This is a genomic window from Actinomadura sp. NEAU-AAG7 (genome assembly GCF_018603865.1).
GTDB lineage: Bacteria > Actinomycetota > Actinomycetes > Streptosporangiales > Streptosporangiaceae > Spirillospora > Spirillospora litoris.
In genome coordinates this window covers 89,284-105,728 of sequence record NZ_JAHFZY010000012.1, presented here as the reverse complement: position 1 = coordinate 105,728, position 16,445 = coordinate 89,284, and the positions used below count along the sequence as shown (strand labels likewise).

Here is a 16,445-nt window from a genome sequence, read left to right as displayed (position 1 = left end):
GACGAGGAAATGATCGCTGGCGGGGGCCAGCCGGCGCTGCTGCGGCGGATCAACGAGAGCACCGTGCTGGCGCGGCTGCACGAGGCCGGGCCGCTGCGGCTCGGCCAGCTCAGCGACCTGACCGCGCTGTCCAGGCAGACGATCGCGCAGGTCGTCTCATCGCTGGTGGAGGCGGGGCTGGTCGAGTACATCGAGGCCGACCAGGCCGGCCGCCGCTCGCCCGGCCGGCCGGCCCGGCTCGTGCGGCTGCGCCCGGAGGCCGCGCACGTCGTCGGCATCGACATCGGCCCGCACCGCACGCTCGTCGTGGTCGCGGACCTGTCCGGCCGCATCGTGGCCGAGGACCGCGGCGACAGCAGCCGCCTGCGCAGACGCGAGGAGATGCTCGCCCACGTCCGCACTCAGGTGCGCGACACCCTCGACCGCGGCGGGGTGCCGCACGAGACGGTCCGCGCGGTCGTCGCCGGGACGCCCGGCATCGTCGAGGCCGAGCACGGCGTCGTGGTCAAGGCGCCCGACATGCCGGACTGGACGTCCATCGACCTCGCCGACCGGCTCCGTCCGCTCTTCGGCTGCCCGGTCGTGGTGGAGAACGACGTCAACCTGGCCGTCCTCGCCGAACGCTGGCACGGGCACGGCCGCGACGCCGACATCCTGGTCGCGTTGCAGTGGGGCAGCCGCGTCGGCGCCGGGATCCTCGTCGGCGACCGGCTGCTGCGCGGCGCGCACGGCGCCGCCGGCGAGGTCGGCTTCCTCCCCGAGCGCCAGGGCCCGCCGATCGGGACGGCGAGCCTCGGCCCGTTCGAGCGCCGGGTCGGCACCACGGCGATCGCGGAACTCGCCCGCGACACCGCGTCCCCGGACGATCCGGGCATCGCGACGCTGACCGCCGCCCGCGACGGGGACCCGGCCGCGCTGGAGGTCCTCGACACGATCGCGGCCCGGTTCGTGCAGGGGCTGGCGCCGCTGACCCTGATCCTCGACCCGGACCTCGTCGTCATCGGCGGCGGCGTCGTCCGCGCCGGACCGCCGCTTCTGGAGGCGCTCGAACGCCATCTGGCCGGGCGGACCCTCGTCCGCCCGGCATTGGCCCTCTCGACACTCGGCGACCGGGCGGTGGCCCTCGGCGCCGCCCGCCTGGCACTGGACGGCGTGGAACGCCAGCTGTTCAAAGTCCACTGACATCCATCGACGGACGTCTGCCCAGGTCATCCGGCCAGAAGTCCGATGAGCCCTGTCAGCCGCCCGCCAGGAAGGCCAGAAGGTCCTGGCGGGTGACGATTCCGGCGGGTTTGCCGTCCACCAGGACGACCGCCGCGTCCCTGCCCTCCAGGGTCGTCATCAACTGCGCGACCGTTTCGCCCGATCCGACGACCGGAAGGGGCGGGCTCATGTGCTTCTCCAGCGGCTCCTCCGGGCCGGCCTGGTCGTCGAACAGCGCGTGCAGCAGCACCCGCTCCTCCACCGCGCCGACCACCTCCCCGGCCATCACGTCGGGGTGGCCCGCACCCGGCGACACCACCGGCATCTGCGAGACCCCGAACTCCCTCAGCACCCTCACCGCTTCGCCCACCGTCTCGGCGGGATGCATGTGGACGAAGCTCGGGATGCCGTCCGGGCTGGCCTCCGCCTTCTGCGCCAGGACGTCCCGCACCGCCGCCTGGGTCGTCGTCTGCTCGCTGAAGCCGTGCTGGTCCATCCACTCGTCGTTGAAGATCTTGCTGAGGTAGCCGCGGCCGCCGTCGGGGAGCAGGACGACGATCACCGCGTCCGGGCCGGCCTCGGCGGCCACGCGCAGGGCCGCGACGACCGCCATGCCGCAGGAGCCGCCGACCAGCAGCGCCTCCTCGCGCGCCAGGCGGCGGGTCATCGTGAAGGAGTCCTTGTCGGAGACCGCGATGACCCGGTCGCAGATGTCGCGGTCGTAGGTCTCGGGCCAGATGTCCTCGCCGACGCCCTCGGTGAGGTAGGGGCGCCCGCTGCCGCCGGAGTAGACCGAGCCCTCCGGGTCGGCGCCGATGATCTGGACGCGCCCGCCGGAGACCTCCTTGAGGAACCTGCCGGTGCCGGTGATCGTCCCGCCGGTGCCGATGCCCGCGACGAAGTGGGTGATGCGGCCCTCGGTCTGCTCCCACAGCTCGGGACCGGTCGTCTCGTAGTGCGAGACCGGGTTCTGCTGGTTGGTGTACTGGTTCGGCTTCCACGCGCCCGGGATCTCGGCCGCGAGCCGGTCCGACACCGAGTAGTAGGAGTCGGGGTGCTCGGGCGACACCGCGGTCGGGCACACCACGACCTCGGCGCCGTAGGCGCGCAGGACGTCCACCTTGTCCTTGGCGACCTTGTCGGGGCACACGAAGACGCACCGGTACCCGCGCTCCTGCGCGACGATCGCCAGACCGACCCCGGTGTTGCCGGACGTCGGCTCCACGATCGTCCCGCCCGGCCGCAGCGCCCCGGACTCCTCGGCGGCGTCGATCATGCGGACGGCGATGCGGTCCTTCACCGACCCCCCGGGGTTGAAGTACTCCACCTTGGCCAGCACCTGCGGCCCCCGGCCCCCGGCGGGCTGCCCGCCGGTCACCTTGCGCAGCCGAACGAGCGGGGTGTTGCCCATCAGTTCGATGAGCGAGTCGTGTACGTGCACCGCGACGTCCTTGTCGGTTCAGTAGGTCGGTCTGAGCGGTCGTGTCCCTGTTCAGCCCACGTCCATCGTGAATAGGCAGGATAGGGACCAAGTCGTTCTTCTCCTTCGACCGTAACCCAGATCGGGCACCACGGGCATCAACCCCCGCGCTCGGGGGTAGGAACTTAATCACGGAGGGTCAGCGCGGAATGTTGAGAGCGTTCACCGCGCGCCGCATCGCCGCGGCGGCGGCCTACGGGGGCGGGGGCATCACGGCCCTCGGCGGCATCACGTTCGGGCTCGTGGTCGTGGAGGCCCGGCTGGCCCGCAAGATCATCCAGGCGACGCCGAACGGCGCGCCGCCGGTGGCCGACGGCCTGTACGGCGGCGGGCTCGACGGTCCGCCGCTGTCGCTGGTGATGCTCGGCGACTCCACGGCGGCGGGGCTCGGCGTCCACACCCCCGAGGAGACGCCCGCCGCGATGCTGGCGGCGGGGCTGTCGTCGATCGCGGGACGTCCCGTCCGGCTGACGAACGTGGCCCGGCCCGGCGCGCGGTCGGCGGAGCTGGCGGGGCAGTGCGAGCGGGCGGCGCAGGTCCGCCCCGACCTGGCCGTCGTCATGATCGGCGCCAACGACGTGACGAACCGGGTGCCGCCCGCCGAGTCCGTCCGGCACCTCTCCGACGCGGTCAGGGCGCTGCGCGGGTCCGGCTGCCAGGTCGTGGTCGGCACCTGCCCCGACCTCGGCTCGGTCAAGCCGCTCATGCAGCCGCTCAAGTGGATCGCCCGGCGCGCGAGCCGCCAGCTCGCCGCCGCCCAGACGATCGCGGTCGTCGAGCACGGCGGCCGCTCGGTCTCCCTCGGCGACCTGCTCGGACGCGAGTTCGCCGCCGACCCGCTGTCGATGTTCAGCGAGGACCGCTACCACCCGTCCGCGCGCGGCTACGCCGCCGCGGCCGCCGCGCTGCTGCCCTCGATGGCCCACGCGCTCGACCTCGAACCCGATGTGGAGACCCTCCTCGACCAGGGCGTGCTCCCGGTGTACCTGGCCGCCGCCGAGGCCGCCGAGGTGTCGGGCACCGAGGTCTCCGGCGCGTCGGTCGCCGGAGACGACCTGGGCCCCCGGGGCCGCTGGGCGAGGCTGCTGCGCCGCCGCGCCGTCCCGCCCGGCCTCCCCGCCCCGACACACGACGCCACCTGACCGCGCTTGCCGTCGCCTTTGTTCGGCGGAGGAATCGGCTTGTCGAACTTGGGCTGTTCTTCTCCGCCGGGCACGACGATCGGCGGGAGGCGAGCATCGCCTTACGGGACTGGGCGCTTTGCCCTGTCCGATGGGCGGCATTGGAAGGGCGCGGGCCCGCTGGGCGGCCCGAACACCCAGGCAGGGGCATATCCGTGGCGACCACGCGAATGGCATGAAGGCCGCCGCCCCGCCGTTCTCGGGGCGGACGCTCGAACGCGGCCCCATCGAACTCGCACGGCTCCGCGACGCCTCGGTAGAAGGCGGGCGCCTCGCCGATGCCGTTGCTCGGGAATGGCGTCCTCGCGGCGTCGTCCGCCGATGATTTCGGGAAATTCCGGAACGCCGCGAGCGGGGCGCGAAGTAGGACCGGGGCCCGCCCGGTCACCAGTGGCGAGCCCCGGTCGTCCTTCGCCGCCCGGGTCCGCCGCCGTCCGCGCGAAGGCGGGTTTGTCCGGGTACGTGCTAACAGTCTGTGTCCCCGCGGTCCCGCTCGCATGGGGCCACCGTCACAGCGGGGCCGGGAAAACGGCGGGACCCGCCGTGTACCCGTGTTCGGGGCGGGAGCTAGATTGCTGGTGACCGGCGGGTAACGCCGTCCCTCGCGGCCGCCCCGCCCAGGTCCAGCAGACCGGTCGTGAGACAGGAGTCCCGCACATGCCCGAGGCAGTCATCGTCGCCACCGCCCGCTCCCCGATCGGACGCGCCTTCAAGGGTTCGCTGAAGGAGATCCGCCCCGACGACCTCACCGTCCAGATGGTCACCGCCGCGATGGCGAAGGTGCCGCAGCTCGACCCGTCCGAGATCGACGACCTGCTGCTCGGCTGCGGCCTGCCCGGGGGCGAGCAGGGCTACAACATGGGCCGCGTCGTGTCGGTGCTGCTCGGGTGGGACCGCGTGCCCGGCGCGACGATCACGCGGTACTGCTCGTCCTCGTTGCAGACGACCCGGATGGCCCTCCACGCGATCAAGGCGGGCGAGGCCGACGTGATCGTGTCGGCGGGGGTCGAGACCGTCAGCCGGTTCGCCAAGGGCAGCAGTGACGGGCTGCCCGACACCAAGAACCCGCTGTTCGCGGACGCCGAGGCCCGCACCGCCAAGGTCGCCGAGGGCGGCGCGGAGGTGTGGCACGATCCACGGCAGGACGGCGCGGTCCCCGACGTCTACATCGCGATGGGCCAGACGGCCGAGAACGTGGCCTCCAGCCGCGGCGTGACCCGGCAGGCGCAGGACGAGTTCGGCGTCCGCTCGCAGAACCTCGCGGAGAAGGCGCTGGCCAACGGGTTCTGGGAGAGCGACATCACCCCGGTCACACTGCCCGACGGGACGGTCGTCGCCAAGGACGACGGGCCGCGCCCCGGCACCACCTACGAGAAGGTGGCCGCGCTCCAGCCGGTGTTCCGCCCCGACGGGACGGTCACCGCGGGCAACTGCTGCCCGCTCAACGACGGCGCCGCCGCCGTCATCGTCATGAGCGACACCAAGGCCGCCGAGCTGGGGATCACGCCGCTGGCGCGGATCGTGTCCACCGGTGTGACCGGGCTGTCGCCCGAGATCATGGGGCTCGGGCCGGTGGACGCGTCCCGCAAGGCGCTCGCGAAGGCGGGCATGACCATCGACGACATCGACCTGGTCGAGATCAACGAGGCGTTCGCGGCGCAGGTGCTGCCCTCGGCGGAGGAACTCGGGATCGACCTGGACAGACTGAACGTCAACGGCGGGGCGATAGCCGTCGGGCACCCGTTCGGCATGACGGGGGCGCGGATCACCTCGACGCTGCTGAACGGGCTCCGCTTCCACGACAGGCAGTTCGGCCTGGAGACGATGTGCGTCGGGGGCGGGCAGGGCATGGCGATGGTCCTGGAACGCCTGTCGTAGCGCGTGTCAGGGCGCCGGGTGGCCCCTGGGCGGGCCACCTGCGCGTTTACCGGAGGATGTCCCCGTTACGAATGATCTACGTAACGTGATAGATAGGTCCCCGTTAGGGGGTTGTCACATCCGGGTCGCTGTTGCAGAGTCGGCAGGAAGAGCCCCGCGACCTGGAGGTGCCAATTGTCACTGAACCACTCGCCGGAGACGCACAGCAAGCTGATCGCCCGCATTCCGCAAGTCACAGGACGTGACATCCCCGAGTGGTTCACCGCCATCGAGAACGGTCCCTCGTTCTCCCGTTGTGAGGAACGCTGTAGCTGGCTGGCCGAGGAGCACAACCTCTCCCACGGCTACGCCGCCGCGCTGGTGCGCGAACACGAGCGCACGCGCCGTGCGCGCCACTACTGAGGCGCGCCCCTACGACCCGGTGGGATCCCGCCAACGGGTGATCCCCTCCGTCGCGGCGCGCCGACGCCTGCGGCCCTGGCGCAGAGATCCCACGACGATCGGCCCCTCTCCGGAGCGGCGGGGGGCCGATCGGCGTCCGGACGCCGGCTAGTCGCGTCCGGTGAAGTAGGACAGCAGGCGGAGCATCTCCAGGTAGATCCACACCAGGCTGAGCACCAGCCCGAACGCGCAGTACCAGGCGAACTTCTCCGGGGCGCCCGAGCGGACGCCCTGCTCGATCGAGTCGAAGTCGAGCAGCAGGAAGAAGCAGCCGACGAGGATCGCGGCGACGCTGAAGATGTAGGCGAGCGGGCTGCTCGGGTCGCGGATGCCGATGCCGTCGTCGCCGCCGAACAGGTGGACGAGCGCGTTGACGATCATCAGCCCGATCAGGCCGAGGCCCGCCGCGACGACGAACCGGGAGAACCCGGGCGTGACGCGGACGATCCGCAGCGCGTAGACGGCCAGCGTCGCGCCGAACGCCAGCGCGGTGCCGATCACGGCCTGGAAGACCACGCCGTGGTAGAGGTCGTTGTAGACGTGGCTGATGATGCCGACCGCGACCCCGTAGACCGCGGCGAAGGCCAGCACCATCGGCGCGTTGGCCTTGCGGCCGAAGGTGATGAACGCCCAGATCCCGATCTCGGCGATGAGCGCGACGGCCAGCACCGCGGGGGCCAGGCGGGTGGGCACCAGCGTCCAGGCGAGCGCGGCGGTGATCACCAGCGTCAGCAGGGTCGACGCGCCGCGGACGACGACGTCGTCCATCGTCATCGGGCGCGTGGCCGCCGGCGGGGCCTGCGGCGGCGCCGGAGAGTACCCGTACTGCCCGTAGGCGGGCGCGCCGTAGCCGGGCGCGCCGTAGGCGGCACCCCCCGTGCGCTGCTCGAAGGCACGGCCCCGGAATGCCGGGTTCCTGCTCTCCATTGACGCCTCCAAGTCGGACGACCCGAGCACCAGTCTAAGCGGCGAATGGCGCTCGTCCACGCGATGCTCCCGGAACCTTCCCCTAACCGTGCCGGTGAACACGCGAAAGACCGGCCCAATTGATCTTCGCGTGCTGTTCGGAAGCCGTTCGGGAAGCGTTCGGAAGGAGCCCGGCCGGCGCTCCCCGGCGGGACGCCGGCCGGTCATCGGGTGCCCCTGGTCGGACTCGAACCGACACATAGGCTCTTTTAGGGAGCCTGCCTCTGCCATTGGGCTACAGGGGCGGCGCAATCATACCGGGATGCCCTTGGGCTCCCGGACGTGCAATATTCGACTCTGGGCGCATTCCCGCCGGTGAGCGGGCATGTGACCGGCAGAGGGCCGGAAACGGCCAGGTCATCGTGCAGCGCGTGATCTGGGGTGCGCGCGGGGCCGGACCGGAAATTGGCACGGTTCAACGGCTGATTACGGCGCGCCCTTCCACCAAGGTCGTTCCCGCCCGACCATCGCGATCACGACGAATAGCACATATTTCGTGCATACCGATACGTCCGCTCTCGCTGGCGAGGGCGCAGGCCGCGAGATAGAGCAGCCAGACCCGGGCGCGGCCGGTTCCGGCTAGTTCGGCGCAGTGTGACCAATGACGTTGAAGGTTCGCCGCCCATGCCCGAAGCGTCCGCGCGTGGTGCTCGCGGAGCGCGCCGACGGCCCGCACCTCCAGGCCCGCGTCCTCCAGTTCGCCGACGATCGCGCCGAGGGGGCGCAGTTCGCCGTCCTCGGGGAACATGTAGCTGGTGGTGAACGTCCGGCGGATCTGGTGCGGCCCCGGGCGGCGGACGGGCTGCTGCAGGACGAGCCGCCCGCCCGGCGCGAGCAGCCCGTGCAGCCGCGCCGTGTCACGCTCCAGCGACTCGATGCCCGCGATGCCGACGATCGCGTCGTAGGGGCCGGCGCCCGCCTCGGCGAGGTCGAAGCCGCGCGGCTGGAGGTCGGCGTCCGCCTCGTCCGCGAGCGCGCGCAGGTGGTCGGCCTGCTCGGCGGTGCGGGTCAGCGCGACCACCCGGGCGCCGTGCTCGGCGGCGGCGTACCGGGCGAACGCGCCCCAGCCGGCGTTCAGGTCCAGGACGCGGGCGCCGGTGAACAGCCCGAGCCGCTCCGCGAGCGCCCGGTGCGCGGCGCCGGTGGCCTCGCCGAGGTCGACGGCCTGGTCCCACAGCCCGGTGCCGTGCGCGAGCCCGTCCCCGAACAGCCGCCCGAAGAACGCCGCCGACTCGGTCAGCGGGGCGGTGCCGCGCCCGGACGCGAACTCCTCGGGCGGCGGCTTCGGCTCGGGGCCGACGGCGCCGAGCGTCACCGCCGTCCGGACGATGTCGCGCTTGTCGTCCCCGCGCAGCCTGATGGGCCGGTCGCCGCTGCGCATCACCTGCTGGACGGCGTCGAGCGCGGCGAACACGTCGCCCTCGATGTCCAGCTCACCGGCGACGTAGGCGCGGACGAGGCCCATCTCCCCCGGCTTCCACAGCAGCCTGCGCAGCGCCCGGCGGTGCCGGATCACGAACGCGGGCGCGCCGGGCGGCCCGGCGGCGCTGCCGTCCCACGCCCGCACCTGGATCGGCAGCTCGTGCTCGGCCTCGCGCCCCTCACCGAGCATGATCTTGGTGAGCAGCGGCGCCAGCCTGGAGGCGACTCCGTCCTTCATCCTCGGGAACGCCTCCTCGGGGGCAGGGGCCAGCGTGCTCTCGATGTTGCCTCAGCCGTCACGCGAGGCCGCGCCCGCCAAGGCACGGCCCGCGTCCCGGGCCGCCGGGCGGGGGACGTGGGCCGGTACTCAGCGAACGCGGCTAGACGTCGGTGCGCCTCCCGGCCGCCAGCTCGAACTCCTGGCGGGGACGTTCCAGCTCGCCCAGCGAGACGATCTCGCGCCGGAAGAACAGCGCGAGCGTCCAGTCGGCGGTGATCCGGAACTTACGGTTCACGGTCGGCATACGAGACAAATGGTATGTGCGGTGCATGAGCCAGGCCAGAATCCCGCGCAGTTTCACGCCGTAGACGTTCGCCACACCCTTGTGGAGGCCGAGACCGGCCACCGATCCGACGTAGGCGTGCCGGTAGGGTTTGCGCGGCTTGCCGCACACGTCCGCCGCGATGTTGTCGCCCAGCCGCTTGGCCTGCCGGACCGCGTGCTGGGCGTTCGGCGCGGTGAAGTCGCCGGTGTCGGTCAGGTCGGGCACGGCCGCGTTGTCGCCCGCCGCGTAGACGTGCTCCAGTCCCTCGACGGTCAGCTCGGCGGTCGCCTTGACACGGCCCTTGTCATCCAGCGGGAGGTCGCTGTCGCCGACGACCGGATGCGGCTTCACCCCGGCCGTCCAGACGAGCGTCCCGGCGTCGAACTCCTCGCCGTCGCTCAGCACGATGTGCCGGCCCTCCGCCGACTTCAGCAGCGTCTCCGTCTTGATCTCGATGCCCCGGCGGCGCAGCGCCTCGGCCGTCCAGCGGCCCATCTCGGGGCCGACCTCGGGCAGGATCCGGTCGGTGGCCTCGACCATCGTCCAGCGCATCTCCGAGGCGTCGATCGTCGGGTACCAGCGGCAGGCGTCCCGCGCCATGTCCTCCAGCTCCGCCAGCGCCTCGATCCCCGCGAACCCGGCGCCGACGAACACGAACGTCAGCGCCCGGCGGCGGACCTCCTCGTCGTCGGGGTTGGTGGCGGCGATGTCGAGCTGGTGCAGGACGTGGTTGCGCAGGAAGATCGCCTCCTCCACCGTCTTGAAGCCGATCCCGCACTCGGCGAGGCCGGGGATCGGCAGCGTCCGCGAGACCGAGCCGAGCGCCACCACCAGCGCGTCGTAGCCGATCCGCTGGTCGGGCGCGCCGGTGGCGTCCGCGCCCGCCGGGCGGACGGTCACCGTCCGCGTGGCGTGCTCGATCCGCGTCGCGAACCCGTTGACGATCCGGCAGCGGCGCAGGACCTTCCGCAGCGGCACCACGACGTGCCTCGGCTCCAGGTTCCCGGCGGCGGCCTCCGGCAGGAACGGCTGGTAGGTCATGTAGGACTGCGGGTCGATCACGGTCACCGCGACCTCGCCGCGGCGCATCCTCGATCTCAGCTTCCGCTGGAGGCGCAGGGCCGTGTACATGCCGACGTAGCCGCCGCCGATGATCACGATGTGCTGGACGCGGGCCGTGCTCTGCTCGGAAGGCATACCGGGACCGGTACCCCCATACCGGGCTCGATCACCCCGCCGCCGCACCTCAGCGGGCGCGGGACCCCTCCCGTCCGGGTCGGACGTTCATGACCATCAGGGCCGAACTTTTGCCGACATATCAACATCTCACCCGATGCACCACCAGAAGAGAGCGACGGTGGGGACAGGGCCGGACGGGGGCGTCAAGCGGCCGGATGGGGCGGACCGCTCAGGGGTCGGTCCGCCCGGTCCGGCCGCTTGGCCCAGGCCCTGCCCCGCCGTCACCCGTTCTTGAGGCCCACCACCTGTTTGGGGGAGATGCCCGATGAAGCGCATCATCTGGGGAACGATCGCCACCGCCGCCACCGCCACCGCGCTGACCGGCTTCGCGGCGACGGCCAACGCCGGTCAGACCACCACCGGCCAGACCACCACCGGCCAGGCCGCCACCGGACGCGCCGCGCCGCACTGCACCACGTCCAAGCTCAAGGCGTCGTTGTCGGACTTCGACGCCGGGGCCGGGCAGCGCTACCTCACGCTCGCCCTCACCAACATCTCCAAGAGCGCCTGCACCACGGGCGGCTGGTCGGGGCTCGGCCAGGCCGACGCCAAGGGCGCCATCCCCACCACGACCGTCCGCGAGGGGAAGGCCCACACGATCACGATCCCGGCCGGGCACAGCGCCTACGAGGTGCTGCACTGGGCGGCGGTCCCGGCCGACGACGAGACCGGCGACCCGTGCGAGCCCGTCCCGACCACCCTGCGCGTGATCCCGCCGAACGAGACCACGCGGCTGACCGCGCCGTGGAACTACGGCGCCGTCTGCCAGCACGGGAGCATCCGCCTGACGCCGCTCACCCTCACCCACCCGTAGGCCGCACGCGCGACCGGCCGCGCGCGATGGACCACGCGCCACCGGCGCGCGCGACCGCTACGCGTAGTCGCGGGCGCGGGTGAGGACGGCGTCCAGCATCTCCTCGGTGACCCGCCCGGTGAAGGTGTTCTGCTGGCTCGGGTGGTAGCAGCCCAGCAGCAGGACCGGATCCCGGCGGGGCACCGAGGACGGCGGCGCCAGCCCGACCTCCGCGCCGTGCCCGAACCTCGGACGCGGCCGGGGCAGCCCGTACCCCGCCTGCCGGAGCGCGGGCCACACCGCCTGCCACGCGAACCCGCCCAGGCAGACGACGCACCGCACGCTCGGCGCGACCTCGGCGACCTCGCGGGCCAGCCACGGCAGGCACGTCGTCCGCTCCAGCGGGGTCGGCTTGTTGTCGGGCGGCGCGCAGCGGACGGCCGCCGCCACCCTGGTGTCGATCAGCCGCTGGCCGTCGGCCGCGTGGACGCTGGTCGGGAGGGCCGCGAGCCCCACCCGGTGCAGCGAGGCGAACAGCCAGTCGCCCGACCGGTCTCCGGTGAAGATCCGCCCGGTGCGGTTGCCGCCGTGCGCGGCGGGCGCCAGGCCCACGATCATGACCCGGGGCTCGGCCGCGCCCCATCCGGGGATGGGCCGGCCCCAGTACTCCTCGTCCGCGAAGGCCCTGCGCCGCTCCACCGCGACCCGCTCGCGCCACTCCACGAGCCGGTCGCACGCGCGGCACACCGACTGCCGGGCGCACAGCTCGTCCAGGCCGGGGGACTTCGCGGCCAGTTCGATCACCTCGGCGGCGTCGTGCGCCACCGGTGTGCCGGGGGTGGCCGGGTCGCCCGGCCACCCGGATCCGGGGGGTACGAAGGGAGCGTTCGCCATACCGCTCATCGTCCCACCCCGGGGGGCAAGTGGCGCGGAGTGGCCGCGCTCTCTGCGCCGGGGGCTCGGCTCGATACGATGCGTTGGCCGGTCGGGGAGGCGGGTGTCCGGCACCCCATTCGCGAAGCGGAGGCTGCCTTGTCGCAACCGGGCTGGTATCCCGACCCCTATGGAACCGGCAGTCTGCGCTGGTGGGACGGCCAGGTGTGGACCGAGCGCCTCAACCCCGAGCCGCCGGGCCCGCCCCGTACGCGGCGCCCCGAGCGGTCCCGCCGGCGGGCGGAGGAGCGGCGCGAACAGGAGCCGTACTACAGCGCGCCCTTAGGGCAACGCAACGACTGGGGCAGGCAGCCCGCCGTCCAGGCCGTGGACGTGAACGTGCGCGGCCTGCGCCTGCACGCCGACGACGAACTCCTCTCCTACGGGACGGCCGTCCTCGGCTGGCCGCGGGTGGAGTGGGTCGCGTACTGGGCGGCGGAGGTCGCGTCCGGTTATGGCCAGCAGACGACCACCCAATGGGTGTTCCAGGCGGGCCGTTTCCCGTTCCACGGCGGGCCGCGCGTCGAGGTCGTCATCGAGCCGGACGCCATGCCCGGCCGCCCGCTCGGCCCCGAGGGCGAGCCCGAGCGGATCTGGGGGCGGCTCATCGAGCTGTGCCAGGTCCAGGCCGAGCAGCGGCTGGTGTCCGAGCTGGCCGGACGCGTGCGCGCGGGCGAGTCGATCGACGTGGCGCAGGGGCTGACCGTCCACCCGGGCGGCGTGCGCGGCAACCGGGTGTCGCTGAGCTGGACGGCGATCTCCAGCGCCACCGTGGACGGCGGCCGGGTCTGGATCCACCAGTCCAGCAGCGCGGCGCCCGTCCTCTACGTGCCGCAGCAGAACCCCAACGCCGTGCTGATCCCGGCGCTGCTGGCCCAGTTCAAGCAGTAGCGGTCGAGCGGTAGCCGCCCTCCCTCACAGGAGGGACCAGGCGATGCCGTCCAGGATGTCGTGCTCGCTCACCACGACCGCGCCGAAGCCGTACTCCCGCATGATGCGGTCGAGGATGAGCGCGCCCGCGCCGATCACGTCCACCCGGCCGGGGTGCATGACGCCGAACTCCGCCCGCTCGGCGCGGGTCGCGTGCAGCAGCCGCCGCGTCACCTCGTGGACCCGGTCGGCGGTGATGCGGGACAGGTGGATCCTCGCCGGGTCGTACTCCGGCAGGTCGAGCGCGATCCCGGCGACCGTCGTGACCGATCCGGCGAGGCCCACCAGCGTGCGCGCCTCGTCGACCGGCACCACCTCGCGGACCCGGTCGAGCGCCGCGTCGATGTCGGCGACCGCGTCCGCGATGTGCTCGGGCGAGGGCGGGTCGCCGTCCCTCAGGTGCCGCTCGGTCATCCGCACGCAGCCGATGTCGACCGAGCGGGCCGCGTCGGCCGAGGAGCTGCCGAGCACGAACTCGGTCGAGCCGCCGCCGATGTCCACCACCAGGTAGGGACGGGCGGGACGCAGCCCTGCCAGCTCCCGCGTCGCGCCCGCGAACGACAGCGCGGCCTCCTCGTCGCCGCTGATCACCTCGGGGACGACGCCGAAGATCTCGACGACGCCGTCGACGAACTCCGACCGGTTGGCGGCGTCGCGGGTGGCGCTGGTCGCGACCACCCGGGTCTTCAGCGGCCCCTGGCCCGCCGCGGCGCCGTGCCGCTCGATCAGCTCGGCGTAGCCGCGCATCGCGGTGAAGGTCCGCTCCAGCGCCGCGGGCGCGAGCCGTCCCGTGCGGTCGACGCCCTCCCCCAGCCGGACGATCTCCATCCGGCGCTCGACGTCGGTGAGGGCCCCGCCGTCCGCGCCCGGGGCGATGTCGGCGATCAGGAGCCGGACCGAGTTGGTCCCGCAGTCGATGGCGGCGACGCGCGTCACCGGCCCTCCTCCCCGGCGCGGTCGGCGGGGACGCACGAGCCCGAGCGCCACCAGCCGGGCAGCGCGTCCAGCGCCTCCCGGCCGAACGGGTTCACGCCCGGGACGGCCAGCTCGTGGGCGATGAGGGCGTGCAGGCACTTCACCCGCTCCGGCATCCCGCCCGCGCTCTGCATGCCCTCGGGCAGCGGCTCGATGCCGTCCTCGCGGGCGGCGTCGCCGCGGCGGCGCAGGTAGTCCTCGTGCGCGGCGGTGTAGGCGTCCCGCAGCGCCGGATCACCGGCGAGCCTCGCCTGCATCTCGCGCATCATCCCGCCGCCCTCCAGCGTCCCGATGGCCGAGGCGGCCTTCGGGCACGTCAGATAGAACAGCGTGGGGAACGGGGTGCCGTCCGGAAGGCGCGGCGCCGTCTCGACCACGGCGGGCCGCCCGCACGGGCACCGGTAGGCGACCCGCCGGATCCCGCGCGGCTCCCTCCCGAGCTGCGCCGCGACCGCCGCGACGTCCTCCCCCGCCACTTGGTCCTGCTCGGCTGCCTGGTCCTGCTTATAGGAGCGTTCCTCAACCATCCCGTGTCCCCACCCGCGGACCTCACGACCCCTGACCACCCGCGCGCCGGGCTCAGCGGGGGCGGTCGGCGGCCTCCACCGACCGCCACAGTGTCTCGTACCATGGCGGCTTGCTCGGCGGCCGGCCCTTGCGGGCCTCCTGCTCGCCCTCGCCGCCGCCCCCCAGGACGGTGTAGCACTTCACGTCCGGGCGGCAGTAGTGGAGCCTGCGCGTCGCCTCCCGCTCAATGTACGACTTATCACCCAGTTGTTGCTTGCGTTGCGCCAGTTCGTCCACCTGGCGGCGGGCGACGCTCTCCTTGTGCTGGAGATCGGCGATCTCCTTGCGCTGGGCGATGTACTCGCGCACCGGGTAGGCGAGGCTCAGCGCGATCGCGCACACGACGACCGCGAGGATCGCGGCGCGGCTGGTCAGCGCCGGGTTGCCGCGCCGTCCCCGGTCGCCGTCGGGCTCGTCGCGGGCGGCCCGGGAGCGGGCCCTGTCGTCCTGCGCCATGGCGTGTCCCCTCTGCCTGGACGAGTCTGCTCTGCCTGGACGAGTCTGCCTGGACGGGATCGGTCGCGGGGGTTACTCGCGGGCGGCCGCGGAGGGGCCCGGCGCCGCGCGGCGCCGGGCCCGCCCGGGTCAGCCCTGCCGGTCGAACCGGGGGAACGCGGCGGCGCCGGCGTAGCGGGCCGCGTCGCCCAGCAGCTCCTCGACGCGCAGGAGCTGGTTGTACTTGGCGACGCGCTCGCTGCGGGCCGGGGCGCCGGTCTTGATCTGGCCGCAGTTGGTCGCGACGGCGAGGTCGGCGATCGTGGTGTCCTCGGTCTCGCCGGACCGGTGGCTCATCATGCAGCGGTAGCCGCTGGTCTGCGCCAGCGTCACCGCGTCGAGGGTCTCGCTGAGCGTGCCGATCTGGTTGATCTTGACCAGCAGCGCGTTGCCGGCGCCCTCGGCGATGCCGCGGGCGAGCCGCTCGGGGTTGGTGACGAAGACGTCGTCGCCGACGAGCTGGACGCGGTCGCCGAGCGCGGCGGTGAGGCCGGACCAGCCGGTCCAGTCCTCCTCGTCGAGCGGGTCCTCGATGGAGACCAGCGGGTACTCGGTGACCAGCTCGGCGTAGTAGGCGGCCATGTCGTCGGCGGACCGCTCGGCGCCCTCGTAGGTGTAGCGGCCGTCGGCGTGGAACTCGCTGGCGGCGACGTCCAGGGCGAGCGCGACGTCGCGGCCGGGGGTGAAGCCGGCCTTGCGGATCGCCTCCAGGATCAGGTCGAGGGCGTCGCGGTTGCTCGGCAGGTCGGGGGCGAAGCCGCCCTCGTCGCCGAGGCCGGTCGCGAGGCCCCGCGACTTCAGCACCGACTTCAGCGCGTGGTAGGTCTCGGCGCCCCAGCGCACCGCCTCGGAGAAGGTGGCCGCGCCGATCGGCGCGATCATGAACTCCTGGACGTCGACGTTGGTGTCGGCGTGCGCGCCGCCGTTCAGGATGTTCATCATCGGGACGGGCAGCACGTGCGCGTTCGGCCCGCCGACGTAGCGGAACAGCGGCAGCCCGGCGGACTCGGCGGCGGCCTTGGCCACCGCGAGGCTGACGCCGAGGAGGGCGTTGGCGCCGAGCGCGGACTTGTCGGGGGTGCCGTCCAGGTCGATGAGGAGCTGGTCGACCAGGCGCTGGTCGGAGGCGGGGTAGCCGACGAGCTTGTCGTCGATGGTCTCGGTGACGGCGCGGACGGCGTTCCGCACGCCCTTGCCGCCGTAGCGCTCACCGCCGTCGCGCAGCTCCACGGCCTCGAACTGTCCGGTGGACGCGCCGCTCGGCACGGCGGCGGACGCCTCGGTGCCGTCGGCGAGCAGCACCTCGACCTCGACGGTCGGGTTCCCTCGGGAGTCAAGGATCTCCCGGGCGATTACGGCCTCGATCGACGACACGGCATCTCCTTGATCTTGCGAAT

Annotated in this window: 15 protein-coding genes and 1 tRNA gene; 6 read left to right on the top strand and 10 right to left on the bottom strand. The window is 73.0% G+C overall.

The genetic code is table 11. The annotated features are described in order from the left end of the window. The first annotated feature begins 9 nt into the window (after window positions 1-9). On the top strand, window positions 10-1,182 hold the full coding sequence (locus KLI87_RS38000; protein ID WP_214620867.1) for an ROK family transcriptional regulator: 1,173 nt from the start codon (window positions 10-12) through the stop codon (window positions 1,180-1,182). A 55-nt stretch (window positions 1,183-1,237) separates the two neighbouring features. Here the strand turns inward: KLI87_RS38000 and KLI87_RS37995 are convergent, their stop codons facing one another. Then, the gene (locus KLI87_RS37995) at window positions 1,238-2,644 is read right to left on the bottom strand and encodes a cystathionine beta-synthase (RefSeq protein ID WP_214620866.1); all 1,407 of its coding nucleotides are present in this window, start codon (window positions 2,642-2,644) and stop codon (window positions 1,238-1,240) included. Window positions 2,645-2,832: 188 nt separating this feature from the next. Here KLI87_RS37995 and KLI87_RS37990 point away from each other — a divergent pair, with 188 nt between their 5' ends. From KLI87_RS37990 to KLI87_RS37980, 3 genes are all read left to right on the top strand, one after another. Then, window positions 2,833-3,825, top strand: coding sequence for an SGNH/GDSL hydrolase family protein (locus KLI87_RS37990; protein ID WP_214620865.1), 993 nt, complete (start codon window positions 2,833-2,835; stop codon window positions 3,823-3,825). 696 nt (window positions 3,826-4,521) lie between these two features. Continuing rightward, a complete protein-coding gene (locus tag KLI87_RS37985) occupies window positions 4,522-5,742 on the top strand; it encodes an acetyl-CoA C-acetyltransferase (RefSeq protein ID WP_156219063.1) in 1,221 nt (406 codons plus the stop codon). Between the two features lie 174 nt (window positions 5,743-5,916). Further along, window positions 5,917-6,144, top strand: coding sequence for a DUF4287 domain-containing protein (locus tag KLI87_RS37980; RefSeq protein ID WP_156219064.1), 228 nt, complete (start codon window positions 5,917-5,919; stop codon window positions 6,142-6,144). A 147-nt stretch (window positions 6,145-6,291) separates the two neighbouring features. Here KLI87_RS37980 and KLI87_RS37975 read toward each other — a convergent pair whose 3' ends face one another. The 4 genes from KLI87_RS37975 to KLI87_RS37960 all read right to left on the bottom strand — a co-directional run bounded on the left by KLI87_RS37975 (window position 6,292) and on the right by KLI87_RS37960 (window position 10,313). Beyond that, a complete protein-coding gene (locus tag KLI87_RS37975; protein ID WP_156219065.1) occupies window positions 6,292-7,110 on the bottom strand; it encodes a Bax inhibitor-1/YccA family protein in 819 nt (272 codons plus the stop codon). A 211-nt stretch (window positions 7,111-7,321) separates the two neighbouring features. Further along, a tRNA-Leu gene (locus KLI87_RS37970) sits at window positions 7,322-7,394 on the bottom strand. Window positions 7,395-7,564: 170 nt separating this feature from the next. Continuing rightward, the gene (locus tag KLI87_RS37965; protein WP_214620864.1) at window positions 7,565-8,809 is read right to left on the bottom strand and encodes a class I SAM-dependent methyltransferase; all 1,245 of its coding nucleotides are present in this window, start codon (window positions 8,807-8,809) and stop codon (window positions 7,565-7,567) included. Window positions 8,810-8,951: 142 nt separating this feature from the next. Further along, window positions 8,952-10,313: an NAD(P)/FAD-dependent oxidoreductase gene (locus KLI87_RS37960; RefSeq protein ID WP_156219067.1), complete on the bottom strand. Its 1,362-nt coding sequence runs from the start codon at window positions 10,311-10,313 to the stop codon at window positions 8,952-8,954. 307 nt (window positions 10,314-10,620) lie between these two features. On the opposite strand from KLI87_RS37960, the gene KLI87_RS37955 reads away from it, so the two are divergent. Next, on the top strand, window positions 10,621-11,169 hold the full coding sequence (locus KLI87_RS37955; protein ID WP_214620863.1) for a DUF4232 domain-containing protein: 549 nt from the start codon (window positions 10,621-10,623) through the stop codon (window positions 11,167-11,169). 57 nt (window positions 11,170-11,226) lie between these two features. On the opposite strand, the gene KLI87_RS37950 is transcribed toward KLI87_RS37955, so the two are convergent. Continuing rightward, window positions 11,227-12,042 carry a uracil-DNA glycosylase gene (locus tag KLI87_RS37950; protein ID WP_214620862.1) on the bottom strand — a complete coding sequence of 272 codons (816 nt, stop codon included), beginning with the start codon at window positions 12,040-12,042 and terminating at the stop codon, window positions 11,227-11,229. A 138-nt stretch (window positions 12,043-12,180) separates the two neighbouring features. Between KLI87_RS37950 and KLI87_RS37945 the strand changes: the two genes are divergently transcribed. Beyond that, window positions 12,181-12,972 (top strand): DUF2510 domain-containing protein, encoded by a 792-nt coding sequence (locus KLI87_RS37945; protein WP_214620861.1) that lies wholly within the window; start codon window positions 12,181-12,183, stop codon window positions 12,970-12,972. A gap of 24 nt (window positions 12,973-12,996) precedes the next feature. Here the strand turns inward: KLI87_RS37945 and KLI87_RS37940 are convergent, their stop codons facing one another. From KLI87_RS37940 to eno, 4 genes are all read right to left on the bottom strand, one after another. Continuing rightward, entirely contained in the window at window positions 12,997-13,947 is a 951-nt protein-coding gene (locus KLI87_RS37940) for a Ppx/GppA phosphatase family protein (RefSeq protein WP_214620860.1), read from the bottom strand. Continuing rightward, window positions 13,944-14,513, bottom strand: coding sequence for a DUF501 domain-containing protein (locus tag KLI87_RS37935; protein ID WP_214620859.1), 570 nt, complete (start codon window positions 14,511-14,513; stop codon window positions 13,944-13,946). Before KLI87_RS37935 ends, KLI87_RS37940 begins: the two co-directional genes overlap by 4 nt. 52 nt (window positions 14,514-14,565) lie before the next feature. After that, window positions 14,566-15,009, bottom strand: a complete 444-nt coding sequence (locus KLI87_RS37930) for a septum formation initiator family protein (protein ID WP_156219071.1) — start codon at window positions 15,007-15,009, stop codon at window positions 14,566-14,568. A 129-nt stretch (window positions 15,010-15,138) separates the two neighbouring features. Next, window positions 15,139-16,422, bottom strand: coding sequence for a phosphopyruvate hydratase (gene eno / locus KLI87_RS37925; protein WP_214620858.1), 1,284 nt, complete (start codon window positions 16,420-16,422; stop codon window positions 15,139-15,141). Window positions 16,423-16,445 lie beyond the last annotated feature (23 nt).

Coding starts and splice junctions, on each gene's coding strand:
- KLI87_RS37985 (WP_156219063.1), top strand. CDS start 4,522: ATGCCCGAGGCAGTCATCGTCGCCACCGCCCGCTCCCCGATCGGACGC.
- KLI87_RS38000 (WP_214620867.1), top strand. CDS start 10: ATGATCGCTGGCGGGGGCCAGCCGGCGCTGCTGCGGCGGATCAACGAG.
- KLI87_RS37930 (WP_156219071.1), bottom strand. CDS start 15,009: ATGGCGCAGGACGACAGGGCCCGCTCCCGGGCCGCCCGCGACGAGCCC.
- KLI87_RS37950 (WP_214620862.1), bottom strand. CDS start 12,042: ATGGCGAACGCTCCCTTCGTACCCCCCGGATCCGGGTGGCCGGGCGAC.
- KLI87_RS37935 (WP_214620859.1), bottom strand. CDS start 14,513: ATGGTTGAGGAACGCTCCTATAAGCAGGACCAGGCAGCCGAGCAGGAC.
- KLI87_RS37965 (WP_214620864.1), bottom strand. CDS start 8,809: ATGAAGGACGGAGTCGCCTCCAGGCTGGCGCCGCTGCTCACCAAGATC.
- KLI87_RS37975 (WP_156219065.1), bottom strand. CDS start 7,110: ATGGAGAGCAGGAACCCGGCATTCCGGGGCCGTGCCTTCGAGCAGCGC.
- KLI87_RS37955 (WP_214620863.1), top strand. CDS start 10,621: ATGAAGCGCATCATCTGGGGAACGATCGCCACCGCCGCCACCGCCACC.
- KLI87_RS37960 (WP_156219067.1), bottom strand. CDS start 10,313: ATGCCTTCCGAGCAGAGCACGGCCCGCGTCCAGCACATCGTGATCATC.
- KLI87_RS37990 (WP_214620865.1), top strand. CDS start 2,833: ATGTTGAGAGCGTTCACCGCGCGCCGCATCGCCGCGGCGGCGGCCTAC.